General features: G+C 67.3%; 20 protein-coding genes and 2 pseudogenes. 14 read left to right on the top strand and 8 right to left on the bottom strand.

Features of this window, described 5'->3' with window-relative positions:
• The first annotated feature begins 40 nt into the window (after positions 1-40).
• The 9 genes and pseudogenes from LKO27_RS03600 (at position 41) to LKO27_RS03635 (ending at position 10,349) form a co-directional block, all read left to right on the top strand.
• Entirely contained in the window at positions 41-325 is a 285-nt protein-coding gene (locus LKO27_RS03600) for a hypothetical protein (protein ID WP_227735514.1), read from the top strand.
• Between the two features lie 129 nt (positions 326-454).
• On the top strand, positions 455-3,235 hold the full coding sequence (locus LKO27_RS03605) for a heavy metal translocating P-type ATPase (protein ID WP_227737201.1): 2,781 nt from the start codon (positions 455-457) through the stop codon (positions 3,233-3,235).
• 27 nt (positions 3,236-3,262) lie between these two features.
• Positions 3,263-3,547 (top strand): metal-sensitive transcriptional regulator, encoded by a 285-nt coding sequence (locus LKO27_RS03610; RefSeq protein ID WP_227735515.1) that lies wholly within the window; start codon positions 3,263-3,265, stop codon positions 3,545-3,547.
• 159 nt (positions 3,548-3,706) lie between these two features.
• Positions 3,707-4,762: a type II glyceraldehyde-3-phosphate dehydrogenase gene (locus tag LKO27_RS03615; protein WP_227735516.1), complete on the top strand. Its 1,056-nt coding sequence runs from the start codon at positions 3,707-3,709 to the stop codon at positions 4,760-4,762.
• 78 nt (positions 4,763-4,840) lie between these two features.
• On the top strand, positions 4,841-7,276 hold the full coding sequence (locus tag LKO27_RS03620; RefSeq protein ID WP_227735517.1) for a cation-translocating P-type ATPase: 2,436 nt from the start codon (positions 4,841-4,843) through the stop codon (positions 7,274-7,276).
• 98 nt (positions 7,277-7,374) lie between these two features.
• Positions 7,375-8,286, top strand: coding sequence for a DMT family transporter (locus LKO27_RS03625; RefSeq protein ID WP_227735518.1), 912 nt, complete (start codon positions 7,375-7,377; stop codon positions 8,284-8,286).
• 183 nt (positions 8,287-8,469) lie between these two features.
• Positions 8,470-9,276, top strand: a pseudogene (locus LKO27_RS15485) (Na+/H+ antiporter NhaA); the annotation flags it as partial.
• A 1-nt stretch (position 9,277) separates the two neighbouring features.
• Positions 9,278-9,757: a DsbA family protein gene (locus tag LKO27_RS15105; protein WP_255621755.1), complete on the top strand. Its 480-nt coding sequence runs from the start codon at positions 9,278-9,280 to the stop codon at positions 9,755-9,757.
• 325 nt (positions 9,758-10,082) lie between these two features.
• Complete coding sequence (locus LKO27_RS03635; RefSeq protein ID WP_227735519.1) at positions 10,083-10,349, top strand: hypothetical protein; 267 nt, start codon at positions 10,083-10,085, stop codon at positions 10,347-10,349.
• Between the two features lie 7 nt (positions 10,350-10,356).
• Here the strand turns inward: LKO27_RS03635 and LKO27_RS03640 are convergent, their stop codons facing one another.
• Complete coding sequence (locus tag LKO27_RS03640) at positions 10,357-10,746, bottom strand: heavy metal-responsive transcriptional regulator (protein ID WP_227735520.1); 390 nt, start codon at positions 10,744-10,746, stop codon at positions 10,357-10,359.
• An 84-nt stretch (positions 10,747-10,830) separates the two neighbouring features.
• Here LKO27_RS03640 and merA point away from each other — a divergent pair, with 84 nt between their 5' ends.
• The 4 genes and pseudogenes from merA to LKO27_RS03660 all read left to right on the top strand — a co-directional run.
• The gene (gene merA, locus LKO27_RS03645; protein WP_227735521.1) at positions 10,831-12,270 is read left to right on the top strand and encodes a mercury(II) reductase; all 1,440 of its coding nucleotides are present in this window, start codon (positions 10,831-10,833) and stop codon (positions 12,268-12,270) included.
• 303 nt (positions 12,271-12,573) lie between these two features.
• Positions 12,574-12,873 carry a metalloregulator ArsR/SmtB family transcription factor gene (locus tag LKO27_RS03650; protein WP_227735522.1) on the top strand — a complete coding sequence of 100 codons (300 nt, stop codon included), beginning with the start codon at positions 12,574-12,576 and terminating at the stop codon, positions 12,871-12,873.
• 18 nt (positions 12,874-12,891) lie between these two features.
• Positions 12,892-14,130 (top strand): MFS transporter, encoded by a 1,239-nt coding sequence (locus tag LKO27_RS03655; protein WP_227735523.1) that lies wholly within the window; start codon positions 12,892-12,894, stop codon positions 14,128-14,130.
• 130 nt (positions 14,131-14,260) lie between these two features.
• A pseudogene (locus LKO27_RS03660) lies at positions 14,261-14,871 on the top strand (IS30 family transposase); the annotation flags it as partial.
• Here LKO27_RS03660 and LKO27_RS03665 read toward each other — a convergent pair.
• The 7 genes from LKO27_RS03665 to LKO27_RS03695 all read right to left on the bottom strand — a co-directional run bounded on the left by LKO27_RS03665 (position 14,790) and on the right by LKO27_RS03695 (position 19,799).
• Positions 14,790-15,026, bottom strand: a complete 237-nt coding sequence (locus LKO27_RS03665) for a hypothetical protein (protein ID WP_227737279.1) — start codon at positions 15,024-15,026, stop codon at positions 14,790-14,792. The pseudogene LKO27_RS03660 and the gene LKO27_RS03665 sit on opposite strands and share 82 nt — an antisense overlap.
• Positions 15,027-15,038: 12 nt before the next feature.
• The gene (locus LKO27_RS03670) at positions 15,039-17,102 is read right to left on the bottom strand and encodes a DEAD/DEAH box helicase (RefSeq protein ID WP_227735524.1); all 2,064 of its coding nucleotides are present in this window, start codon (positions 17,100-17,102) and stop codon (positions 15,039-15,041) included.
• Between the two features lie 835 nt (positions 17,103-17,937).
• Positions 17,938-18,144, bottom strand: a complete 207-nt coding sequence (locus LKO27_RS03675) for a hypothetical protein (RefSeq protein WP_227735525.1) — start codon at positions 18,142-18,144, stop codon at positions 17,938-17,940.
• 266 nt (positions 18,145-18,410) lie between these two features.
• A complete protein-coding gene (locus LKO27_RS03680) occupies positions 18,411-18,566 on the bottom strand; it encodes a helix-turn-helix domain-containing protein (protein WP_227735526.1) in 156 nt (51 codons plus the stop codon).
• The gene (locus LKO27_RS03685; protein WP_227735527.1) at positions 18,563-18,700 is read right to left on the bottom strand and encodes a hypothetical protein; all 138 of its coding nucleotides are present in this window, start codon (positions 18,698-18,700) and stop codon (positions 18,563-18,565) included. The genes LKO27_RS03680 and LKO27_RS03685 overlap by 4 nt, the downstream gene beginning before the upstream one ends.
• Entirely contained in the window at positions 18,700-19,563 is an 864-nt protein-coding gene (locus LKO27_RS03690) for a tyrosine-type recombinase/integrase (protein WP_227735528.1), read from the bottom strand. Before LKO27_RS03690 ends, LKO27_RS03685 begins: the two co-directional genes overlap by 1 nt.
• A 62-nt stretch (positions 19,564-19,625) precedes the next feature.
• Complete coding sequence (locus LKO27_RS03695) at positions 19,626-19,799, bottom strand: hypothetical protein (protein WP_227735529.1); 174 nt, start codon at positions 19,797-19,799, stop codon at positions 19,626-19,628.
• Positions 19,800-20,056: 257 nt separating this feature from the next.
• Between LKO27_RS03695 and mobF the strand changes: the two genes are divergently transcribed.
• Entirely contained in the window at positions 20,057-25,588 is a 5,532-nt protein-coding gene (gene mobF / locus LKO27_RS15490) for a MobF family relaxase (RefSeq protein WP_227735530.1), read from the top strand.
• Position 25,589 lies beyond the last annotated feature (1 nt).

Consider the following 25,589-nt stretch of genomic DNA (forward strand, 5'->3'; position numbering starts at 1 on the left):
TCATGGGTACAGCGGGGACGAATCGCGAAAGGAGTGCTAGATGCGGAAGATGACTCAGACCACGTACGGGGTGCGGGGACTCAGCTGCCAGCGGTGCCTGGTGAGCGCGCTCGATGCCGTGCGCGCGCTGCCCGGCGTCCGGGCGGTGGCGATGGATCTCGTGCCGTCGGGTGAGTCGCTACTCACCGTCGCCCCGGCCGACGCCGTGACCGGCGACCAAGTGCGCGCCAGCCTGGGAACCGCAGGGTTCGAGCTCACCCGACGGCGTCGCGAGCAGCACCGCGGCTGGGAGACCTTCGTTCCGTACCGACAGCGCCGGACCTAGTCCCGCTCAGCAGTTCCAACCTTGATCAAATCCTGACCCAAGCTTGGTGGTTTCCCGAGAACCACCGGCGTAGCATCACCTCATAGAGATACCCCCCCCGGGTATCAAAGGAGTGAGGGGATAGGCGTGATGGTCTGGCTAGTGATTGGCGGGGCGGTCGTCCTGACGGGATTGCTGATCTGGTACTTCTTCGGCCCCAAGCGGGCCGGCAATGTTCGCATCGAGGATGGAGTCCAGGTTGTTGATGTCACGGTCGACGGTGGCTACAACCCCGCAGTGATCGAAGGGGTCCGCCCCGGGATGCCCGTCCGGATGCTGTTCGACCGCAAGGAGAGCGGCGAGTGCACCTCCCGGGTGGTGATGCCCGACTTCAAGATCAACGCCGGGCTGCCCGCCTTCCGCACCACGGCAGTCGAGTTCGTGCCCGCCGCAGCCGGCGAGTACCGCTTCGCCTGCGGCATGAACATGGTCTCCGGCCTGATCCGTGTCACCGGCGATCCTCCTGCATCACCGGCCCCAACCGCGGCCAAGGCACACGACAACAGTGAGAGCCAAGTCTCGTCAGCCGAAGCGTCGACGGCGATATCGGAGGACGACGAGGCGGAACGGGCCGCGGAGATCCGGGACCTGACGCGTCGGTTGAGTATCGGTGCCCTGCTGACCCTCCCCGCGCTGATCGCGGTGATGGCCGTGGAGTTGTTCGGTGCCGGCTGGGTGCCTGAGATCCTGATGAGCCCGTGGCTGCAGCTGGCCCTGATCGCGCCGGTGATGTTCTGGTCGGGTTGGCCGATCCATCGCGTCGGGTGGCGGGCGCTGTCGCACCGGACCGCGGACATGAACTCGCTGATCACCCTCGGGACGGTGGCGGCGTTCGGCTACAGCCTCGTGGTCACGTTTGTGCCCGGGATCCTGCCTGAGGAGCTCAGGCAGGTGTACTACGAAGCCGTCGGCGTCATCATCACCCTGATCCTGCTCGGCAGGCTCCTGGAGACCAAGGCAAAGGCCGGCACCGGTGAAGCCATCCGCAAGCTCATCGGCCTGCAACCGCGAACCGCCCGCGTGCTTCGCAACGACACCGAGGTAGAGGTCCCCGTCGAGGACGTGGTCGTCGGGGACGTCGTGCTGATCCGGCCCGGCGAGAAGCTGCCGGTCGACGGTCAGGTGATCAGCGGGTCCTCCGCGGTCGATGAGTCCATGGTCACGGGGGAGTCCATACCGGTCACAAAAACCGTCGGCGACGCGGTGATAGGCGCCACGATCAACTCCACCGGCGCCCTGCGCTACATCGCCACCCGCGTCGGATCCGACACCATGCTCGCCCAGATCATCAAGCTCGTCCGGGAGGCCCAGGGATCCAAGGCCCCCATCCAGCGGCTGGTGGACAAGGTCTCCAGCTACTTCGTCCCGGCCGTCATCGTGATCGCCGTCTGGACCCTGGCGATCTGGCTCCTGGTCGGGCCCCCGCCAGTGTTCGTGTTCGCGCTCGTCGCGGCCGTCTCGGTCCTGATCATCGCCTGCCCCTGCGCCCTGGGGCTGGCAACCCCGATGTCCATCACCGTCGGCACCGGCAAGGGGGCCGAACACGGCATCCTGATCCGCTCGGCCGAGGCATTGGAAACCGCCCACAAGCTCGATGCCATCATCCTCGACAAGACCGGCACCATCACCAAGGGCGTCCCCGCCCTGACCGACGTCGCGGTGGTCGGCGTACTGGACGAGAACCAGCTGCTCGGGTGGGTGGCTGCCGTAGAGAAGAGCTCCGAGCACCCGCTCGCCGCGGCCATCGTCACCGGTGCAGCCGATCGCGAACTCACACTGCCAGAGGTCACCGGCTTCGACTCGATCACCGGTCAAGGAGTTCGAGGCCTCATCGGTGGCCGCGAAATCCTGGTCGGCAACCGGAGGCTGCTGGAAGGAGCCGGCGTGCCCACCCACAACCTCACTCCACTTCACGACGCCCTCGCCTCCCAGGGCAAGACCCCGATGCTGGTGGCCGTCGACGGCCGAGCTGCAGGCGTCATCGCGGTGGCCGACACCATCAAGGAAGGATCTCCGGCGGCGGTGGCGGCACTGCAGGAGCGCGGTATCGAGGTGATCATGATGACAGGCGACAACCGTGCCACTGCCGCGGCAATCGCGAGCCAGGTCGGGATCCGCCGGGTGGTCGCAGAGGTCATGCCCGAGCACAAGGCCGCGGAGGTTCGCCGCCTGCAGGACGAGGGCAAGGTCGTGGGCATGGTCGGCGACGGCATCAACGACGCCCCAGCGCTGGCCCAGGCCGACGTCGGCTCCGCCATCGGCACCGGAACCGACGTCGCCATCGAATCCTCTGACATCACCCTCATCTCCGGTGCACTGTCCGGGGTGGTCACCGCCGTCGACCTGTCACGAGCCACGATGCGCAACATCAAACAGAACCTGGTGTTCGCCTTCCTCTACAACACCCTCGGCATCCCCATCGCCGCCGGCGTGCTCTACCCGTTCTTCGGGATCCTGCTGAGCCCCATGGTCGCCGCCGGCGCCATGGCGCTCTCGTCGCTGTCGGTGGTCGCCAACGCCAACCGACTACGCCGATGGGAACCCCAACTGATCCCAGCCGCCACCCGGCCCGCATCCACCGACATCCCGACCGTCGAAATCGGCGGCACCAATACCGAACCCACCCAACTCAATGGAAAGGAACCAACCATGTTCGGAAAGAAGAAGTCCAGCACCGCCCAGATCGATCCCGTCTGCGGGATGAAGGTCCAACCCGCCAAGGCCGCCGCGACCCGTGATCACGACGGGAACACCTTCTACTTCTGCTCAACCCACTGCGCCGAGACGTTCGACGCCGACCCACACACCTACGGCCACCCGCAGCCGCAGTCCCACACCCCCGGACACGGCACGGGGCACAGCCACAGCTAGGAAGTATCGCAAGAGGAGGTGCAGGACATGCCCGAAACCGGCACAGACCGCGACGCGCTCGTCACCCGGCTCAACCGGATCGAGGGTCAGGTACGAGGCATCACCCGAATGATTGGGCGTGACGCCTACTGCATCGAGACCCTCACTCAGATCTCCGCAGCATCGAGCGCCTTGCGGTCGGTCGCCCTGGCACTGCTCGAGGACCACATTCAGCATTGCCTCGCCGAGGCGGTCCAGTCAGGAGATCATGACTTCCACGAAGCCAAAGTCGTGGAGGCATCCGAAGCGATCGGACGACTCCTGCGCAGCTGAACAGGGCAGCCCCCCTGCGCTCTGCCCCACCCCCGCCTCGGGGGCAGAGCACCAGGGGGCCTCGGCGCACCTGAGCTCACGGTTGCACGCTGCCCTATCGACCGACCACCACGCACGGCTCAGAGAACACACGACACGAAACAAGCACCGGAGGCTGTCATGAATACCCAAGTTGCCGTCAACGGCTACGGAGTGATCGGCAAGCGGGTCGCAGACGCGGTCCTGGCAATGCCCGACATGAACCTCGTCGGGGTGGCAGACATCGCAACGGACTGGCACGTGCGCACCGCTGTTGGGCTCGGCTTCGAGGTGTTCGCGGCGACCGAGAACGCGCGCACCGCGATGCAGGCAGCTGGGGTGCCCCTGGCTGGCACCCTGCCGAACCTGCTAGACCGGGTGGACGTGGTAGTGGACACCACGCCGAAGAAGGTCGCCGCCACCAACCTGGATGCCTACCGTGCCGCGGGAGTCAAGGCCATCTTCCAAGGTGGGGAGTCCCACGCCACCATCGGGCACTCCTTCGTCGCTCAGGCCAACTACGCCACTGCGCTCGGCCGGGACACGACCCGGGTGGTGTCGTGCAACACCGCCAGCATCGTGCGTGTCCTCGGCGCGCTGCAGAACGCCGAGCTCCTCTCCCGCGCACGAGGGGTGCTCATCCGCCGGGCCACCGACCCCGGCGAGTCCCATCAGAGCGGCATCATGAACACCATGGTCCCCGAGGGGTCCATCCCGTCCCACCAGGGCCCGGACGCCCGCACAGTCCTGCCTGACCTAGACGTGGTGACCATAGCCGCGAAGGCCGCCCACACCCAGACCCACAACCACTACTGGACGCTGCAACTGACCCGACCGGCCGGCCGCGAGGAGATTCTCGATGCGCTGCGGTCCGCACCGAGGATCGCGTTCATCCGCATGGCCGACGGACTGACGGCCCTGAACACCACGGTCGAACTCATGCGCGACCTGGGCCGGCCGCGGGGGGACATGTGGGAGGTCGCACTGTGGGAAGACGTCCTGACCGTCGAGGGGGACGAGGCCTACCTGACCTACCAAGTCTACAACGAGGCCATCGTTGTCCCGGAGACCATCGACGCCATCCGCGCTCTGGTCGGCGCCGTGACCGACGGCGCCACCTCGATCACCATGACTGACCAGGCCCTGGGCATGCGGCGGGCATTCCTCCCCGCTCCGGTCCCAGCGACAACGGCCTGAGACCCGACCGCCGGGCCAACATCCGCCCAGCCCGTCGCATGACCCGTCGGCCACACGGCCGGAAAGGAAGACCCGATCATGAAGAGTCAAACCACGGTCCTGGAAGCCGGTGGCCTGCACTGGGCCACCTCCGAATCGGTGATCGAGAAGACGTTACTGGGGCTGCCCGGCGTGTTGGCCGTCGAGGCCAGCGCCGTCTCCCAGACCGCAACGGTCACCTACGACCCGGACAAGACCTCGGTCACCCAGCTGGTCGACTGGATCAACGACTGCGGCTACCACTGCACCGGACAGTCGGTACCGGGCCACATCTGCCACCCCATGGAAGAACCGGTCCCCACCGGCCACAATGCCAACGCCGGCGATGACGCCCAGGCCGACCACCACGAAGTGCATACCGGGCACAGGGGCGGTGAGGACGAGGCTGACAGCTCCGCACAGGCAGCGATGGGCCACGGCGGTCATGGTGGGTCGATGGAGGACATGGCCAGGGACATGCGGAACCGGTTCCTGGTTGCCTTGATCCTGTCGATCCCCATCACGATCTGGTCCCCGCTCGGGCGTGATGTGCTGGGGCTGAACCCGCCGCTGGCGTTCGGGCTGCGCGATGATGTCTTCACCTTGATCCTGTCGCTGCCCGTGGTGTTCTACTCGGCGTGGATCTTCTTCGACGGCGCCTACCGGGCGCTGCGGGCGAAGACGCTGGACATGATGGTCCTGGTGGCGGTCGCAGTGGGGGCCGGTTGGCTCTACAGTCTGGTGGTCACCCTCACCGGCGGTGGTGAGGTCTTCTACGAGGCGGTCACCGTGCTGACCACGTTCGTGCTGCTGGGGCACTGGCTGGAGATGCGAGCCCGAGGCGGCGCGAACGACGCGGTGCGTACGCTTCTGCAGCTGGCGCCCTCACAGGCACTCGTGATTCGTGACGGCCAGCCCGTGGAGGTTCCCACCGCCGAGGTCGTCGTCGGTGATCTGCTGCTGGTACGGCCGGGCTCGAAGATCCCCACCGATGCGGTGGTGGAGGAGGGGGAGTCCGAGGTCGATGAGTCGATGGTGACCGGAGAGTCCATGCCGGTGGAGAAGGCGCCCGGTGCGGAGGTGATCGGCGCCTCGATCAACACCACTGGCACCTTGCGGGCCCGGGCCACGAAGGTCGGCGCGGACACCGCGCTGGCGCAGATCGTAAAGATGGTCCAGGAGGCCCAGAACTCCAAAGCCCCCGGCCAGCGGCTGGCCGACCGGGCCGCGTTCTGGCTGGTGTTCGTCGCTCTCATCGGCGGCACCGTGACCTTCACCGTGTGGATGCTCGCCGGCGCGGGTGTGCCTCTGGCGATGCTGTTCGCGATCACCGTCGTGGTCGTCACCTGCCCCGATGCACTGGGTCTGGCCACACCGATGGCGATCATGGTCGGCACCGGGCTCGGCGCCAAGCGGGGGGTGCTGTTCAAGAACGCCTCCGCCCTGGAGGGGACGGCGAAGATCGACACGGTGGTGATGGACAAGACCGGCACCCTGACCAAGGGCGAGCCGGAGGTCACCGACATCATCGCGGTCGGCATGAGCGAGGAGGAGATGCTGGCCCTGGTCGCTGCCGTTGAACGTGAGTCTGAGCACCCCCTGGCCCGCGCCATCGACAGCCACGCCGCCCAGCGCGGCGTGCCCGTGCTGGCTGTGAGCGAGTTCCTCAACGTCCCCGGCCACGGCGCCACGGCTACGGTCGATGGGCGTCGAGTCCTGGTGGGTAACCTGCGCCTCATGGCCACGGAGAACGTCGACCTGGGCGACCTGGCCGAGCGGCGGAACGAGCTGGCCGCGTCCGGGCGCACTGCGGTGCTCGCCGCGGTGGGCGGGCGCGCGGTGGGTGTGATCGCGCTGGCTGACGCCGCCCGGGACACGGCCGCGGCGGCCGTCGCCGCCCTGCACGAGTCCGGGGTCGAGGTCGTCATGCTGACCGGCGACAACGAGGCCACCGCCCTGCGCATCGCCGAGCAGCTCAGCATCGACACCGTCATCGCCGAGGTCCTGCCGGGGGACAAGGCCGAGAAGATCGCCGAGCTGCAGCAGGCGGGGAGGACGGTGGCGATGGTCGGCGACGGCGTCAACGACGCGCCGGCGCTGGCCAAGGCCGACATCGGCATCGCGATCGGTGCCGGCACGGACGTGGCGATCGAGACCGCGGACATCGTCCTGATGCGCTCGGACCCGCTGGACGTCTCCGTCGCACTGCGCATCGGCAAGGGTACGGTGCGCAAGGAGCGCCAGAACTTGGCGTGGGCGGTCGGGTACAACGCCATCGCGCTGCCCATCGCTGCGGGGGTGTTCTACCCCGCCTTCGGCCTGATGCTGCGTCCGGAGATCGCGGCGTTGACGATGTCGGGTTCCACGGTCATCGTCACGATCAACGCGCTGCTGCTCAAACGGCTCAGGCTGCCCACGCAGCAGGACCCGGCCGCGCCGCAGCGCGCCGCTCGGGAGCCGGAGCCCAACGCACCGGTACCGGTCGGCACCCGCTGACCGGGGTCGGCGTGGACGTCCCCGTTGGCCCCACCGCTCCGGCCGCTCCGGCGACGGGAGCGGTGGCCGGAGAACGGCTGCGGCCGAAGCCTTTGCGGATGCTGTGGATCACAGCGGCCTGGGGGACGTGCTTCGTAGCGATCGACTGGGGCCTGCGCGACGCCCCCCTGCTGTGGTTCGCCGCGTTGCGTGCCTTGGTCGCGGGGGCGGCTCTGCTGGTTTTGGGTGCGGCCTTGCACCGCCCGGTTCCCCGTGGCCGGCGTGCATGGGGACTCCTCACCGTCCTGGGCTTGGTCAACGTCACGGTGGCTTTCGCCGCGATGTTCGCCGGGGTCGCCGGTGGCGCGACCGGCACCGCCGCAGTGCTGGCCAACGCCCAACCCCTGCTGATCCTGCTACCTGCCTGGTGGCTCCACGGCGAGAAACTCTCCCTCAGGACGTCGGCCGCCCTGATCGTCGGTTTCGCCGGACTGGTCGTCGTTGCGCTGCCCGGCGGCGGGGGCAGCGGCGCGGCATTGTCGCTGGTGTCGGCTGCCGCTGTGACCGCCGGCACGCTGCTTTCCCGTCGGTTGACCGGGTTGGATCTGGTCACGGCTACCGCGTGGCACCTGCTGATTGGGGCGGCTGGACTTATGGTGCTCGCGGCTGCCGTCGAGGGCGCGCCGGCGATCGCGTGGACCCCCCGCTTCACCTTCTCTCTGGCGTTCTTGGCCTTTGTTGGTACCGCGGCGACGACCCTGGCGTGGTTCGCCGAGGCGCGCCGCAGCCGGCTCGACAGGTTGACGGCGTGGACGTTTCTCACTCCGGTGCTTGGTGTCGTGCTGGGTGCCGTCGCACTGGGGGAGCGCCCGGGCGGATGGAACGCCGCCGGGCTGTTCGCGGTGCTGGTGGCCATGTGGATCACCCTTCGACCACCGCGCTCCCGACGGTTGTCGGACCAGAACTTGTTCCGCGGCGTGGGCCGTGGGACGGCCGCTAGACCCGACTCGCCGACAGGGGGAGGACCTTGACATACCGGAGGACGCACCCGACGCCGGACACCGTCACCTCTGCCTCGACCGGGGCGTCCCGCCGCAGGTCTCTGAGAATACTACGGCCGGGGACTTGGACAGCGCTGTGCCGGGCGGGCTGCACACCCATCCTCAGCTTGCGTCTGAGGCAGCGCGGGCAACGCCTCCGGGACTCGATCGACGATGGCACCCCGCCTGTCACAGGCCAGCCTTGCCTGGCCTGACGCGTGTGTCAGGCTGCGGGTCGGCGTGCACGAGACTGCTGGAGCGAGGGCCGTGACCGCACCGCAGGCTCCCCGTCATCAGCCCCGCCTGTTCACTGCGTACCCGCCCGGCCGCGCCGGGCTGCGCCGTGCCGGGACGGTGTGGCAGCGGTTCCGCATGGATCCCTCTCCTGTGCGCGCCCGTCAGGCGGGCCGGGCCATGGTCCGGGCCGTCTCGCCCAACGAGCGCTACCAGAACCTGTTCCACCCGTGGGCCAGCTACCTTGTCGTCCCCGTCTTCGCCCTGGCCAACGCCGGGATCCCCTTGGACGCCGACACCATCGCGCGGGCGACGACGTCGCCGATCACGCTCGAGATTGTGATCGGGCTCGTGGTGGGCAAGCTGGTGGGCATCAGCGCGACCACCTGGCTCGTCACCCGCCGGTTGGGTGGGGCATTCCCGCTGCCGCTGCCGTGGCCGGCGCTGGTAGGAGCGTCCTCGGTCGCAGGCATCGGCTTCACCGTCTCCCTGCTCATCGCCGACACTTCCTTCACCGGGACCGACCTGCAGGCCGCGAAGGCAGGGATTCTCGTCGCGTCCGGGCTCGCCGCGGTCCTGACTTGGGTCATCTTCCGGATCATCGAGCACCTACCACACTCCTTACGCTCGGCCGGCTCGGGTCGGCTCGCCGCACCGCTGAGCGATCTATCCGAACCGGTCGATCCCGACATCGACCATCTCCAAGGCGCCCCCGACGCGCCGGTCACCCTCGTGTGGTACGGGGACTTTGAGTGCGGCCACTGTCGCGCGTCCCGCCCCGTCGTGGAGCGCCTCCGGCAGGCATCCGCGGGCGACCCTGACGGTGGCCTTCCGCCACCTGCCCATACCCGAGATCCATCCCCACGCCCAGCTCGCCGCCGAGGCCGCCGAGTCCGCCGCGGCGCACGGGCGGTTCTGGGAGATGCACGCCACCCTCTTCGACCACCAGGACGCCCTCGCCCCTGGCGACTTGGCCAGCTACGCCGGCACGCTTGGTCTCGACCGCGACCGGTTCGCAGACGACCTGGAGGAACGCCGTCACGCACTGCGCGTCGAACGCGACGTAGCCAGTGCCGACGACAGCGGCGCCGCCGGCACGCCCACCTTCTTTGTCAACGGCCGCCGCTACATCGGCGCCCACAGTCACGCCGCTCTCGCGTCGGCGATCAACCGCGCACGCCTGATGTCTCTTGCCAAGGGCGAAGCACGGCCGCAGCGGTCGCTGTGAGGCCGGTGCATGCCGGCCGGCAGGTCGTCGGTGGGGCGTGCGACCAAATCGAGTTCGGTGTGTGCGGAGGTCAGCCGAAAAGCCGGTCCGGCCGTTGGCTGAGACACCCACAGCGAGCGCATCCGAGCCGCCGGATCCGATCTCAACCGTGTTGCGGCCGGGTCGCAGGGACGCTGGGTTGCAGGACGCGATCGGACCCAAACGGCTCCGAATGGCGGTCCCAGGTCTCCCTCCCGCGAATTCTTGACCGCATGCTGACCCTTCCGCAACGGAATCCACAGCCCGACACCGCAGAGTTGAGGGAGCAACCCGAGAGGACCCGACCATGAGTCTCCACAGCCAACATCGAATCGCCGACGACCGGGCCAGTCACACTGAGACGCATACTCAGGCCGGGACCCCGGCCGAGCATCGCCACAGTTCCCATGGAGGACACAAGTGGCACATGCTCCTGATGTGCCTGCCGCTGGTCGCGATCGGACTCTGGTCGCTCTTCAGCGGGGGCGGTGGCCGCGGCCTCCTCGTCGGGCTGGCCTGCATGGCCATGATGATGGTCATGCACAAGTTCATGGGTTCAGGTCACCGCCACTGAGGAACTCTCACAGGTAGCGGCAGACGTCTTCGGGTAGGCAGGCCGTAGGGTCCGCTCCGGCAGCTTGGTCACGCAGGTCGGCGACGGTGGCGCGCAGTCGCTCCAGCTGGGCGACCTGCCGGTCAATGTCCTCGAGCCGACTGGTCAGCAGTTGCGTCACATGCCCGCAGGGTGCTTGGCCGTCATCGCGGATCTGCAGTACCTGACGGACCTGGGCAAGGGTCAAACCGGCTGCCTGGCCGCGGCGGATGAAGTCCAGACGCTCGAGCACGTCCGGGTCGAAGTCCCTGTACCCGGCCGATGTGCGTCCAGCGGGCCGTAACAGCCCGACGTCCTCGTAGAAGCGCAGCGTCTTTGTGGTCACTCCAGCGGCCTGGGCCACCTGTCCGATTCGCATGCCTGCATCCTCCGCTTGACCTTCCAGTGCACTGGAAGGTAGAGGCTACTCCAACAACGACTTTGGAGGAAACGGCCCATGACGATGACCGATCAAGACGACTACGACCTCGCGGTGATCGGATCCGGTGGCGCAGCGTTCGCCGCCGCGATCCGCGCCACCACACTCGGCAAGCGGGTGGTGATGATCGAACGCGGCACCATCGGGGGAACCTGCGTGAACACTGGCTGCGTGCCGTCGAAGGCGTTGCTCGCGGCGGCAGAGGCTCGGCACGGCGCGCTGGATGATTCACGTTTCCCCGGGATCACCACCAACGCCGGCCGGGTCGACATGCCTGCCCTGGCGGCAGGCAAGGACTACTTGGTCCGTGCCATGCGCGCAGAGAAATACCTGGACCTGGCGGCCGAGTACGGATGGCACCTGCTCCGAGGCGAAGCCACGTTCACCGGCTCCGCCACGTCGCCCGGACTGCAGATAACCACGCCGGATGGTTCGGTCCGGGCCGTGCGTGCGAAGCATTACCTGATCGCAACCGGCTCTGCCCCGTGGGCCCCACCAGTTGAAGGGCTCGACAGCGTCGGCCATCTCACTTCCACAACCGCCATGGAACTCCAGCAGGTTCCCGACTCCCTCCTGGTGATCGGCGGCGGCTACGTCGCACTGGAGCAGGCCCAACTCTTCGCCCGCCTCGGTTCACGCGTGACCATGTTGGTTCGCTCACGCCTGGCCTCCCACGAGGAGCCCGAAGCCTCCGAGGCCCTCCTGGAGATCTTCGCCGACGAGGGCATCCGCGTGCTCCAACACGCCACGCCGCTCGCTGCCCGCCGTGACGACTCCTCGGGGGACATATTGGTCGCAGCCGCGTTCACAGACGGCACCATCGAAGAACTTCGCGCCTCGCAACTGCTCGTCGCCACCGGCCGGCGCCCGGTCACCGACCGGCTCGGCCTCAAGGGGATCGGGGTGGATACCGAGGACCTGGGGAAAGTTGTCGTGGACTCGCAGTTGCGGACCACCCACCCGCGGGTCTGGGCGGCGGGTGACGTCACCGGGCACCGCGAGTTCGTCTACGTAGCCGCATCCCACGGCACCCTGGCCGTCGACAACGCCTTCTCCGGCGCCAACCGTCAGGTCGACTACAGCCACCTGCCCCGGGTGATCTTCACCAGCCCGGCCCTCGCCGCCGTCGGCATGACCCACAGGCAGGCGGCCGAGGCCGGGATCCGATGCGAATGCCGTGTCGTGCACTTGGAACACGTACCCCGGGCCATCGTGAACAGGGACACCCGAGGGTTCATCAAGATGGTCGCCGACGCGGACACCGGCCGCATCCTCGGCATCACCGCCCTCGCGAAGGACGCAGGAGAGATCGCCGCCGCGGGCGTCTACATCCTTGCCGCAGGAATGACGGTGGACCAGGTCGCCAACCTCTGGAGCCCATACCTGACCATGGCAGAAGGGCTGAAACTCACTGCTCAGTCATTCACCAGAGACGTCGCCAGACTCTCCTGCTGCGCTGCGTGAACCCTTTGTCACGTTGTGCGGGATGACATCCTTGGAGGTTCACGCGTCGGCGCCGAGCGACCGGCCGAGCCGTTGCATGTGTACGGGTTCGAGCATGCTGGGGCTGCCGGGTTTGTCTGCAGTGATTCCGGCAGTAGCTCCGCTCGGATCGCCGAGGTCACCACCGTAGAGAACCCATCGGTTTCGGCTCGAGAATACCCCCGGATTGGGACATCGGCATCGAACTGTGTCAACATGTGCGTTTGAATGCGGAAAATGAAACATCCCGCCCAGTGTCCGTAGGACATTGCCCTCGCGGCGGAAGTGCTCGCGCTGCTCTCCGACCCGACGCGCATCCGCCTCGTTCTGGCTCTCGAAGCGGCCAAAGAGATGTCGGTGGGAGAGTTGGCGGCCACGGTGGACAGGGCCCCCTCGAGCGTTTCCCAGCACTTGGCAAGGCTCCGGATGGCACGCATGGTCACCACCCGCCACGAGGGGACCCGAGTCCTTTACAAGCTGGCAGACGAGCATGCGTCACGCGTGATCCTCGAAGCCGTCAAGCAAGCGGAGCATTCGGTGGCAGCCACCGGACAGATCCCACTGCACCACACCAGCGACGCCTGACCCAGCCAGGGGAATCCCTTGATCAACACCCTCCGGAACGCCACCTACCGGAAGCTGTTCTCCGCCCAGGTGATCGCTCTCCTCGGAACTGGCCTGCTCACCGTCGCCCTCGGGCTGTTGGCCTTCGACATAGCCCAGGACGACGCCGGCGCGGTGATGGGGCTGGCGATGACCATCAAAATGGTCGCCTACGTCGGGGTCGCGCCACTCGTCTCGGCTGTCCTGGCCCGGGTGCCGCGCAAACCTCTGCTCATCACAGCTGACCTGGTGCGTGCCGCCGTCGCCCTTTCTTTGCCTTTCGTAAGCCAACCGTGGCAGATACACCTCCTCATCTTCTTCCTGCAGGCGGCATCGGCGACGTTCACACCAGCATTCCAGGCGCTCATCCCCTCCGTGCTACCCGGCGAGCGTGAGTACACGCTCGCACTCTCGCTGTCGCGGTTGGCCTACGACATGGAGGCGCTCGTGAGCCCGATGATCGCCGCTGCGCTGCTAGCGGTCATCGGATACCAGAACCTCTTCGTGGGTACGGTAGTGGGCTTCATCGGTTCCGCGTCGCTGGTAGCTGTCAGCAGGCTGCCAAACATCGAACCACCCCCGGCCTCCCCGTTCCTGCAGCGCCTCACCAGTGGAGCCCGCCAGTTCTGGACCAACCTCGAACTGAGAGGTCTGTTGGGCTTGAACCTTGTCGTCGCAACGACGACGGCCATGGTGATCGTCAACTCGGTCGTGGTGGTGCGGACTCATCTGGGACTCGGCCAAACGGATCTGGCGATCCTGCTGGCAGCCAACGGTGCCGGATCCATGATCGTCGCACTAACGATGCCCCCGCTCCTCGATCGTCTGCCGGACAGGGGAGTCATGCTCGTTGGTGCTGCCGCACTACCGATCGGCCTGGCAGCGGTGGCGGGGATGCTCGCCTGGACCGACGCCGGCAGCGCCTGGCCACTGCTGCTCGCGCTGTGGTTCATCATCGGCGCGGCGACGTCGGCGACCCTCACCCCGTCGGCCCGCATCCTGCAACGCAACTCCACCGAGCGGTCACGTCCAGCGGTGTACGCCGCGCAGTTCTCCCTGTCCCACGCCTGTTTCCTCATCACCTACCCCCTTGCAGGGACGCTCGGAGCCGTGCTCGGGCTCGCGCCCACCGCAGCGATACTCGTCGTACTGGGAGGGGCTGGTCTCCTGCTCGCGCGCGTGGCTTGGCGGGGGGCACCGCTGTCGAAAAGTGCCGAGCTTCCGTCGGGGCGCCGCTGACCGTACCCCCGGAGGAGACCGCGAACCGTGGGTCCATTTCTAGACTCAGCAAGCCCTCTTGAACGAGTTCCCCGGCCCGGTCACCAAACGGCCGCCGCCTTTCTCGGAACGTAGGCGCCGTGGAGGCGTCGCTGAGGCCGAAGATCGCGCGGTCCCGGCCACTGGGAGGGCGACCTCATCATCGGCACCGGACGCTCGGCGATCGGCACCATCGTCGAGCGCACGACCAGGTTCACGATGCTCGTCCACCTCCCTCGTGAGGAAGGCTGGGCCGCAACAGCTCCGGTGAAGAACGGCCCCGCGCTCAGCGGCTACGGGGCCGTGTCGATGAACAAGGCGTTGTCGGCGATGATGACGACGATGCCCAACCAGCTCATCCGGTCGCTGACCTGGGATCGTGGCAAGGAACTCTCAGCCCATGCGGCATTCAAGATCGACACCGGCATCCCGGTCTACTTCGCCAACCCTCACAGCCCTTGGCAGCGCGGGAGGAACGAGAACACCAACGAACTGCTCCGCCAGTACTTCCCCAAGGGCACCGGCCTGTCCCCTGGAACGGGCGCAGCGCCTGTTCGAGCAAACATCCACCTTCACTCGGCCGAGCACAGGTTCGGGGACCTGACGGGTGAGCCCCCTCAGGCGATCAGGTCTGATTCTCCTCACAGACCGAGAGCCCTTTTGAGCGCGTCGAGATCGACCTGCGCCTTGCCCAGGATTTCCTCGGCGGCATCACGACAGTAGTTGCGGTCGCTGCCGTCGGGGCCGTGAATGACCAGGCACCCCTCTCCCTGGATGATGGCGTGGGCTGCTTTGCCGGTACGGTGGCGATAGCAGTCCCGCTTTCGCTTGGCGGTCTGCACAGAAACGTGGCGGAGAACGGACTTGATCTGGGGCATGAACCACTCCTTCTAGAGCCTCTTGGCAATGTCGTCACGAACCTCGTCCGCGATGGCGTCAAGCTTCTTGTACGCGCGCTCAAGGTCGTCGACGGACGCTTCACCGCGGTCGTTGTTGACCTCTGCGGTGACCGCTTTGTTCAGCTGCCGAATCACGACTTGGCTGTTCGGGGCCATCGGCCCCTTCAGCAGCTTCGCGAGCTGCCGTCCCTGCCGCGGCAGATGCAGCTCGTCAAGGACCCTGTTCGCGACCGCCCCGGCCCGTTGGTTGAGCCGCTTCCGAGCCGACTGGCGACGACGCTGCGGAGATACCGGGATGGCGGTCGGTACGTGGGCGGCTCGCGCGGCCTGTTGCTCCAGGAGGGCCGCTCGCAACTGCTCCAAAGGCACGATGTCGCCGAGCGTCAGGCCTGGGGCGACCTCTTTGGCGAGCATCTCCTCCAGGACGCGGTCGTCGCTCGGATCCAGGTAGGCCTGGTCGATGAAGCTGGTCAGGATCTCATCATTCACCAGCATGCCGCCGTCGAAACGCCGAGAACGAGGTTCGCCGGTCGGCTCGGTCGGTTCTAGGTTGATCTCCTCGCCAACAACCCACCCGTGGATAAGTTCCTGATCATCGAGGTCAAGTTCCCGGAACTCAGACCACCGCCCGTCGTTGTTCAAGCCCACGTGCGAGACCACGGTGCCTTGGTTGTCAGGGTGGTCGGGCTTGTTCTGCTGGACCACGCGCATGACCCGCCCGACGAACTGGATATATGGGGCCAACGACCGGAACGGCCGGAAGATCGCGCCCACGCTGAGCCGTGGGTGGTCGAACCCCTCGCCGAGCATCTGGACCTGCACAATGCAGTCCAGAGTCCCAGTCCGCAGGCGCTCAAGAACTGCTTCCTGCTCGTCCTCGTCCATGTCCGAGTGGATCTCCGCGGCGTCGTAGCCGCACTCCTCATACAGAGCCGCGACCTGGCGCGCGTGGTCGACCGAGCATGCTGCGGCGATCACCTGGTGCTTCACCCCGGTCTGCGCGCGCATTGCCTCGCACTGCTGGATGCTGGCCTCCACGATGTGTCGGTTGCACTCCGGGCTCAACGCGACACCGCGACGGAACCACGCCTCCTCGCGTAGTTCAAGCACCTCGTCCAAGGTGTGTTTGACGGATTTGTCGTCGCTGTAGGTGAAGTACAGCTCGGCCGGCGCGACATTCCGGGAATGGATCTGCTTGATGTACCCCTGCACCATCGCCTTGGTGAAGGAGAACTTGTACAGCAGTTGGCCGTGCATCTGTTTGTCGTCGGCGCGGAAGGGTGTCGCGGTCAGGCTCACTACCTTCGCATGCGGGAACCGCCGGAGCACCTTCTGCCAGCTCTCCGCAGGCGCGTGGTGGCCCTCGTCGACCAGGATCATGTCAAAGAAGTCCTGTGGGAACTTCGGTAGCCACCGGTCGGCGCGGCTCGCGAGCTGCTGCACATTGGTCACTACGAAGTCGCTCTCGATAGCGTCATGGACGTTGGCCGCTGGACCGTCGAGCACTGCAGTCCATGGTCCGGCTGTAAAGTCAGACAGGACCCGGGTCTTTGTCCAGAAGCATTCGCGGCTGGTTATGTCGAGGGCATCCTGCACCCCCTTGCGGATAGTCAGATTTGGCGTGATGACGAGCACCCGGCCGTCGGCGATTCCGAACGGGAGGGTCGACATGATGCCGGTCTTGCCGCAGCCCACGGGGATCTGCAGGATTCCCGGTTCGTTCGACGAGGCGAAGTGCTCGCGCACTGCGCGGTGCGCCTCCCGTTGCGGCTCGCGCAGCAGTTCGTTCGCCTCAATGTCTGCGTTCGCGGTGGCAAAGACCGACACCTTGCCGCTCGCGTCCTGCGCACGCCGGTACTCCAATCTGAACTCCTCCAGGTCAGCCTCCCGGTAGTAGCGATGGCTGCTGCCCGGGCGCTTGACCGCGGGAAGTCGCCCATCACGGTCCCAGCGTCGCAGCGTCTGGGCGGACACGCCCACGTACTCGGCGGCCGCCGCGACGCGCAGGAACTCCTGCTTGAACTCCGACTTCAACTCTCGCTCGTCACCCGTCATAGATTAACTATATCAAACCTTCCAAGCTTTCCATTCCTCTACATACTCAGCACTGCTGTGCACGGATGTCGGTTCGTGACATGGGGCGCGCCTCTTGTCCACCGAAGAGGTTCGGTCCCCCGCTATGTGGTCCCGACGGGAGCGACATCCTCCACCCAGGAGGCGGCTACGAATAGCGCAAACGCGCAGGTTCCGCTCAATCCAGGACTTGGTCGGACGCCGGGGACGCGAGCTCGACTTCCACGCCGACCCCGTCCAGGTCATCGACCGGGAGGTGCGGATCGTGTTGCGCCGAACGGCGCCGGGGCGGGCGGCGAGGGGGAGTCCATCGCGACCTCGGCCGCGGCCGACCAGGAGGTCATGGAGCCGCAGGAACTCCCGGTCACGGGGGTACGTCCGTGAGTGAACCCGAGTTCCCGCTCCCTGTCGTGCCGCTCATCGTCGAGGGCCTCCCGGTGGAGGTCAGGCAGCCGGCCGACGCCGGGGCTCCAGCTGAGGAGGGCGAGGCGTCTGCCCGGCAGCTTCGGCAGCTGCGAGATCGGTGGTGTCGACAACCTCGACCACTCCGCGCAGCCGCGTGCGGGCAGCCTGGCAGTACAGCTCAAGATGCTGGAGACGGAATGGGGACGGGAAGGGACGGTCCCTCTCGATGCGACGGCGGAGCGTGACCTGGTCAGCGTGCAGGATGAAATGCGTATGGTAATGCCGTGTCCGGCAAGGCCCTCGCTGATCTCACGCCAATACGCTCGGCCAAGGCAGTCACCGGGATCACCAACGTGCCGCCGACGTAGTCCACGCGTCGGGCGGTTTCAACAACCAAGGGTCGCTACGGCGGCTAGTGCTGGAAGTTGTCAGTGATGGGCAGTCGCGGTGTGATGTCCATGAGTGTCTTGCCCACATTCTCTGCGTCGAACACCCTTGAGTTCGGGATCAGTTGCTGGACCAGCGCGCTGGTGGTCGTCTTGCCTGCGCCATGGGCGCCACTCAGCCAAACGATCGCGCGCTCGACGCTACCGTCCGCCAATGAAGCAGTCCGCGACATCGCAAGCCGACATCCTCATGCCGCCGTAAGGGCGGCGCCGTCGTGGGGTTGCCCGGTCGCGGGTGGCTTGTCTGCCAGGAGGGCGTCTGGGGTGGTGCAGGTCTCCGCATTGCGGGCAGGTCGCTGGGTGGTAGTGGCGGCGTCGCCGGCAGGCCAGACACAGCTGACCCCCGGGGGCGGTGGTGAAGGAGTGACGGTTCCCGCCGCAGTCCCAGCAGGCCCGTTCGCTCACTCGTGGGGGCGACGGATGGTGGCCCTGACGGGCTTCAGGTGCCGATCCCCGGCTGGCTGTCGTTGACCGCGACGGGGAGGTCGCGGACGTGTTCGCGGCGCAGCTGCAGCAGGTCGCCAGCGTTGCAGTTGAGGATGTCACACAGGGCGGCGAGCAGCTCGACGTTGATCCGTTGTGGTGTTTTCGTCACGACCGGTGGATCATTTGACGGGACAGGTGGATGCCGCGCTCTGCCAGCGGGGCGACCAGGTCGGTGGTCTGGAAGATGCCGTTCTCGGCCATCACCTGACGCAGGTGCCAGTAGAAACTCACCCGTGTGGTCATCAGTCCTCCTTGGCCCCGTAGACGCGCGAGAGCGCGGCTTGGAGCGTCTTGGTCTTGAAATTGTTCGATACCGAGGTGTAGATCGCTGTCGTCGACGCATATGAGTGGCCGACCTGTTCGGTGCCGAACCGTTCGGGGTAGCCGAACTCGACCAGGTGGGTCACATACGAGTGCCGCAGGCAGTGCAGAGTCAACTCGGCCGGAAGTTCGGCCTGTTGGCGCAGGTAGGCGAACCTGTGGTCCATCGTCTTGACCGAGACCCGCTGTCGGCGCTCGGTCAACCACAGCTCTTGGCGTGGCCCTGGTTGAAGCAGCGGCCGGGCCTGGTCGACCCATTGACGCAGCCCCTCGATCACCCAGTCGAACTCGGGAACCGACAGCACGGTGCGTCGCCGGGGGACCCCACCGCCGCTGGACTTGCCGTAGCGCACATGTATCGCGCCGTAGGTGCCCCAGGCCGGCATGCTCGGGTTCGGCCGAAGATCGGCCACGTCCAGCATGCACAACTCGCGTCTTCGTAGCCCGAACGCGTAGGCGGTCTTGATCATCTGCGCGTCGCGGAGCGCCGCCAACGCACCCTTGCGGCCCGAGCGTTGCGCGCGCTCGATGCGGGTGTCGACGTGGTCGAACAGGTGTTGCAGTTCGTCGTAGGTGAACGGTCGGCGTTCGGGTCGCCCTTCGTACTCGACCAGATGGGCGGCGGTGTTGAAGTCGTGGCACGCCTGGGAGGGGATCATCCCGAAGCGTCGTTCACACTGTTCCACCCAGCCGTAGCGTCCATCGAGCAGATAGTTACAGAACAACCGCAGGGTCTGGTGGTAGCCGCGGATCGTCGAGGGTGCCAACCGATCAGGGCCGATCACCAAGCCTGCTGTGAAGTCTCGACATCGCCCGCGGTCCACACCCAGGGGAACGAGTCGGTCACCTAGGTGGACCTGCGGATCAACGCGATCCTGGGCTCGACCGTCGCATCCACCAGCAGTCGGGAACGCTGCTGCCGAGCCCAACCCGACACCATCGCCTCGAATACCGCGACGGGCTCGTTCAAGTGCGCGATGCCGGGGGCCAGGACCAGATGTGCAGCACCGGGAACGGTCACCACCCACCCCAGCCGTAAACTTAGAAGTGACGATGACAATGGAAAGTGACCACGGTCATCATGGCGACCCGAACGCCACAAGGCCCTGACGAAACCGGAGACGGACCACTCACGACCCATTGGGTGAACGCGCACTCCGCACCGATCAACCCAGGGTTGATTCGGGACCCTTCCTCCGGTAGTGCAAGAGGTGTGTGGCTCTTCAAGTTTTGGGGGTACGTGGGCTGTAGCCGTGGTCGGGTGGGCCATCTGGGGGTGTGGTTGCTTCTGTTCACAAGCTGACGGCTGGGTCGGGCTATGACTACCTGACTCGGCAGGTGGCTGTGCAGGATTGGACGGAGAAGGGCCACGTGTCGTTGGCGTCGTACTACTCGGAGAAGGGTGAGGTCCCCGGCTCCTGGCGGGGCGCTGGTGTGGCGGGGTTGGGGGATGTCGCGGTCGGTGGCCCTGTGTCGGCGGAGCAGATGAAAGCGCTGTTCGGTGGCGGGTTCCACCCGAACATGGCCGCCAGGCTCGCCGACCTGCCGACCGACGCCACCCCAGACCAGATCAACCAGGCGTCGCGGTTGGGGCGACCGTTCCAGGTGGGTCCTGCCGTCACCGGGTTCCAGCGGGAGGTCGCGGCCCGTTGCGGCCGGTGGCAGCAGCAGCATCCCGACGCGTTGGAGGTGCCGGTCGCGGTGTTGGCTGGGATCCGCAACGACGTCGCCCGGGAGGGTTTCGTGCGGCGGTTGGGTCGGTTGCCGTCGGGGTTGGAGTTGTCGTCGGAGGTGGCGCGGTTGTCGCGGGATCCGTCGACAACGTGTGCTGGGTTTGATGTGACGTTCACGCCGGTGAAGTCGGTGTCGGCGTTGTGGGCGGTGGCTCCGCTGGAACTTGCGGCCCGGATCGAGCAGGCCCACCACGCTGCGGTGGCGGACGCGTTGCGGTTCTGGGAGCGGCACGCGTTGTTTTCGCGGGAGGGGGCCGGTGGGGTTCGGCAGGTTGATGTGACCGGTTTGGTGGCGGCGGTGTTCGTGCACCGGGATTCGCGGGCTGGGGATCCGAATTTGCATACGCATGTGGCGGTGGCGAACAAGGTGCAAACTCTGGCGGGGAAGTGGTTGGCGATCGACGGCCGGCTGGTGTTCAAGGCGATGGTGTCGATCTCGGAGACCTACAACACCCAACTGGAAGCCCACCTGGCCAGACTGGGGATCGGGTTCGTGGAGCGTTCCGGTGGCGACCCGGGCAAGGCGCCGGTGCGGGAGATCGTGGGGGTGCCGGGGGTGTTGACTGCGCGGTGGTCGTCGCGGCGGGCGGCGATCACCACCCGCCAGCAGCAGCTCGCCGCGGACTTCCAGGCCGGTCATGGCCGGCCGCCCACGCCGGTGGAGGCGCTGCGGTTGGCGCAGCAGGCGACGTTGGAGACCCGGGCCGCCAAACACGAACCCCGCACCATCGCCCAGCAACGCCAGTCCTGGCTGGCTGAGGCCCAGTCGGTGCTCGGGGACGCGGGGGTCGCTTGCATGGTCGCGGCGGCCACCTCCCACACCCGGACACGCACCCCGGTGGCCGACTCCTGGATTGATGAGACTGCCGCGGGGGTGGTTGCGGCGGTGGGGGGGTCGCGGGCGACTTGGCAGGTGTGGCACCTGCGCGCCGAAGCCTCCCGCAGGGCCCGGCAGCACGCCACCGATCCGGTGGTGGCGGAGGCGTTGACGGGGGAGGTGCTGCGCCGCGCCACCGGGCTTTGCGTGCGATTGGATGGAGTGGGGGATGGGATCAGCGAGCCTGCGGTGTTGCGGCGCCGGGACGGCGCCTCGGTGTACTCAGTCTCCGGGGCGCAGTTGTTCACCTCGGCCCGGATCATGCACGCCGAGCAGCGGATCATCGAACTCGCCGGCCGCAGCGACGGCCGCCGGGTGGGGGAGTTGCAGGTGTCGTTGGCGTTGCTCGCCTCGCAGGCGAACGGCATCACATTGAATGCCGGACAGACCGCTCTGGTCCGGGCCATGGCAACCAGCGGCGCCCGGGTCCAGCTGGCGCTCGCAGCCGCCGGGTCGGGGAAGACCACCGCGCTGCGGGTGCTGGCCGACGCCTGGCGCGAGGGCGGGGGAGAGGTGCTGGGGTTGGCACCGTCGGCGGTCGCCGCCCGGATGCTTGGTGACCAGGTCGGGGAAGCGACCACGGTGGCGAAACTGGTGTGGGACCTGACACACGGTCGAGCCGGTGACGTCCGGATTGGGCCGGGGACTTTGGTGATCGTCGATGAGGCCGGGATGGCCGACACCATCGCCCTGGGCGCCGTGATCGATCATGTCGTGGGTCGTGGGGGTTCGGTCCGGTTGGTGGGGGATGATCAGCAGTTGGCGGCGATCAGCGCCGGTGGGGTGCTGCGCGACATCGCCCGCATCCACGGGGCGGTGGAGTTGACCGAGCTGCTTCGCTTCACCGACCCCGCTGAAGCCGCCGCCTCGCTGGCGCTGCGCGAAGGCCGCGGCGAGGCGCTCGGGTTCTACCTCGACAACGACCGCATCCACCCCGGCACCCACCAAACCAGCATCGAGGCCGCCTTCCACGCCTGGACCCGAGACCGGGCCGCCGGCCAGGACAGCCTGATGCTGGCCAGCACCCGCGACACCGTCACCGAACTCAACCGCCGCGCCCGCGAAACCCGCCTCGCGTCGGCAGCCGAGACAGACGTCCCGAGCGTCTGGTTGGGGGACGGGAACGAGGCCTCGGCCGGCGATCTGATCATCACGAGGTTGAATGACCGCAGGCTGCGGGTCTCGGCGACGGACTGGGTGAAGAACGGCGACCGCTGGACCATCGAGAAAGTAGCCGCGGCGGGGGGTGTCAGGGCCAGGCATCAGGGTTCTGGTTTGTCCGTGACGCTGCCGGCCGGCTATGTGGCCGGGCATGTGCAGCTCGGCTACGCCGTCACCGCCCACACCGCCCAAGGAATCACCGTCGATTCCACGCACAGTGTCCTGACCGGGGCCGAATCGAGGCAGCAGCTGTATGTGATGCTGACCCGCGGCCGCCACGCCAACCACCTCTACGCCCCCGTGGTCGGCGACGGGGAGGAACACACCCTGCTGCACCCCACCACCCTCCGGCCGGAGACCGCTGTCGACGTGCTCGAGGCCACCCTCGGCCGCGACGGCGCCCCCGTCTCCGCCACCACCCAGACCCGGCAGGCCACCACCCCGGCCGCACAGCTGACCGCCGCTGCCGCCCGCTACACAGACGCGCTCCACGCCGCCGCCGAAACCACCCTCGACCCGGCCATCTTCGGCAACCTTGACCGGGGCGCCGACCACATCCACCCCGGGCTCACCGCTTGTGCGGCCTGGCCAACCCTGCGGGCCACCCTGATCGTCAACGCCGCCGACGGCCGTGACCCGCTAGACGAGCTCAGCGCTGCGGTCGCCGTCAGGGAACTGGACTCTGCTCACGATCCTGCAGCTGTGCTGACCTGGCGCATCCCAACCCCAACCGGGAAAGGGCCGCTGCCATGGCTACCTGCCGTTCCCGAAAAGCTCCGCACCGATCCCGATTGGGGGCCGTACCTGGCCGCCCGCGCCACCCTCGTCCAACAGTGCGCCGCCACCACAAGAGACGCAGCCGACACTAAAGGTCGGCCGGTGTGGGCGCTGCCCGGCCAGCACCTCACCCCTGCACTGGTCGCCGATGTGGAGGTTTGGCGCGCCGCCACCGCCGTCGACCCCACCGACCGGCGCCCCACGGGACCGGCCCAACTCGGCACCGCACCGAGGGCGTGGCAGAAGCAACTCCAGCAACGGCTACAACCCGCCATCAGCGGTGTCTGGGCCGACATGCTCACCGACCTCCACCCCCACATCCACAACGACCCCTACGCCACGGCACTCAGCCACCGCATCGCCGCACTCCACAACAACGGCGTCCCCATCTCAGCACTGCTCGCCCAAGCCGCAGCCGACGGACCACTCCCAGCCGAACACCCCGCCGCAGCCCTCTGGTGGCGCCTCACCCGCCACCTCGCCCCGCGCCATCAGGCCGCCGCCCAAGAGGTCCGGTCGGTTCCGTGGATTGGGGAGCTGGCAGCCCTGGTTGGGGAGGGGAGGGTTGTCGAGCTTGAGTCCAGCCCATGGTGGCCCGCCCTGGTCGGGGCCGTCGACGAAGGCGTCGCGGCCGGCATCCCGCTACGTGACTTCACGACCCGGGCCGGGGACCTCTCCGGCTTCGAGGATCTCTGCCAGGCCTTGATGTGGCGGACGCAACAGCTCACCACCGCACCTGAGGACCCGGAGCTGGAACCACCTCCTCACCCAGACGAACTCCCACCTGCGGACCTGCACCTGATCGACTGGGACGCCGCCCCCGACCTCGACGCCGAGCTGAAACATGCAGCCCAACGCCGCGAGATCACCGAACCCGACCTCACCGAAACCCGGCTGCAGCAGGCTTTCGAGGCCGCCGACAGATGGGAAGCGACCCAGCACGCTCCGCAGCGCCTCGTCCACGTCAACGACCTGACCGCCACCTTCTACGCCAACCAGCTTCCAGATTCCTGGTCGCAGCGCCACCTGGTGGAGCGGTTCGGCACGGACCTGGTCGGCGACCTGCGTTTCCTCCCCGGCTACGCACCAGCCGGGTGGAGCATCCTCGTCAACCACCTCCGCGGTCAGGGGATCAGCGAGGAGGAGATGCTCACAGCAGGGGTTGCGGCACGCACCCGGGATGGTCGGCTGATCGACAAGTTCCGCGACCGGCTCATGTTCCCGATCATCGCCAACAACACGATCTTGGGGTTCGTCGGCCGCCGCAACCCAGACCGCACTCAGGAGCAGGCTGGTCCGAAGTACCTGAACACCGCCATCACACCCCTGTACTGCAAGCGCGACGTGCTGTTCGGTCAAGACCAGCTCGCCCCGGACGCGGTGCCGGTGATCGTGGAGGGCCCGATGGATGCGATGGCTGTCACCCTGGCCGGTGCTGGCCGTTTTGTCGGTGTGGCACCCCTTGGTACCGCACTCACAGCCGAACAGGCCGTTGTCCTTGCGGGTGGCTCAACCCCGGTCATTGCCACCGACCCGGACGCCGCCGGCCGCATAGCCGCCGAGAACGCCTTCTGGCTCCTAGCAGCCCACCGCTTTGACCCCGGCCGCGCCCTGCTGCCGCCCGGCTCCGATCCAGCTGAACTTCTCCAAACCCGAGGCCCGCGAGCGCTCCTCCGGGCCCTCGAAACTGCTCGCAGCCAAGGCGAAGTCATGGCCGATGAGCGACTCATGCACCTGGCGCAGCCGCAGGCATTGCAGCAGATCTCCGAGATCCTCGCCGCACGCCCCGCCGGGACTTGGGCCCGGTTGACGACCTTGGCCCGCGACGTCGGCTGTCGAGAGGTGGACGCCAAGCGCGCCCTATTGGATGCCGTCGACAGGTGGACCGACCAGCCGGAGAAGGCAGCGGAGTTGGCGCGGCGGGAACAGACCCGCCAACTCCGAGAACGGATGCAGCAGGCACCCCAAGAGCAGTGGATCATTTGGGCAAGACGCACCAACCCCCTGCTACTGCAAAGCGAACACTGGCCGACAATCGCCAAGCAGCTGCACCTCCTCGGCACAACAGTCGGGGTCGACCCCGCCACGCTAATCCCACAACTCCAGACCTCCCCGCCCGAACTGGCGCTGGCGCTATTGATCGACTTCACAGAACCCAGACAGAACCCTCCACCTCACAGAACCGTCGGCGCCCCGGACACGATGACTGCGAGACGCAGATGGCGGGCTCACCAGCCGGGCCCGGCGGCACCGGTGCGCTAGA

It is taken from the genome of Tessaracoccus sp. OS52, assembly GCF_020687685.1.
Lineage (GTDB): Bacteria > Actinomycetota > Actinomycetes > Propionibacteriales > Propionibacteriaceae > Arachnia.

Excerpts from the sequence above, each read along its gene's own strand:
- LKO27_RS03600 (WP_227735514.1), top strand. The coding sequence starts at position 41 with ATGCGGAAGATGACTCAGACCACGTACGGGGTGCGGGGACTCAGCTGC.
- LKO27_RS03605 (WP_227737201.1), top strand. The coding sequence starts at position 455 with ATGGTCTGGCTAGTGATTGGCGGGGCGGTCGTCCTGACGGGATTGCTG.
- LKO27_RS03610 (WP_227735515.1), top strand. The coding sequence starts at position 3,263 with ATGCCCGAAACCGGCACAGACCGCGACGCGCTCGTCACCCGGCTCAAC.
- LKO27_RS03615 (WP_227735516.1), top strand. The coding sequence starts at position 3,707 with ATGAATACCCAAGTTGCCGTCAACGGCTACGGAGTGATCGGCAAGCGG.
- LKO27_RS03620 (WP_227735517.1), top strand. The coding sequence starts at position 4,841 with ATGAAGAGTCAAACCACGGTCCTGGAAGCCGGTGGCCTGCACTGGGCC.
- LKO27_RS03625 (WP_227735518.1), top strand. The coding sequence starts at position 7,375 with ATGCTGTGGATCACAGCGGCCTGGGGGACGTGCTTCGTAGCGATCGAC.
- LKO27_RS03635 (WP_227735519.1), top strand. The coding sequence starts at position 10,083 with ATGAGTCTCCACAGCCAACATCGAATCGCCGACGACCGGGCCAGTCAC.
- LKO27_RS03640 (WP_227735520.1), bottom strand. The coding sequence starts at position 10,746 with ATGCGAATCGGACAGGTGGCCCAGGCCGCTGGAGTGACCACAAAGACG.
- merA (WP_227735521.1), top strand. The coding sequence starts at position 10,831 with ATGACCGATCAAGACGACTACGACCTCGCGGTGATCGGATCCGGTGGC.
- LKO27_RS03665 (WP_227737279.1), bottom strand. The coding sequence starts at position 15,026 with ATGCCCCAGATCAAGTCCGTTCTCCGCCACGTTTCTGTGCAGACCGCC.
- LKO27_RS03670 (WP_227735524.1), bottom strand. The coding sequence starts at position 17,102 with ATGACGGGTGACGAGCGAGAGTTGAAGTCGGAGTTCAAGCAGGAGTTC.
- LKO27_RS03675 (WP_227735525.1), bottom strand. The coding sequence starts at position 18,144 with ATGTCGCGGACTGCTTCATTGGCGGACGGTAGCGTCGAGCGCGCGATC.
- LKO27_RS03685 (WP_227735527.1), bottom strand. The coding sequence starts at position 18,700 with ATGACCACACGGGTGAGTTTCTACTGGCACCTGCGTCAGGTGATGGCC.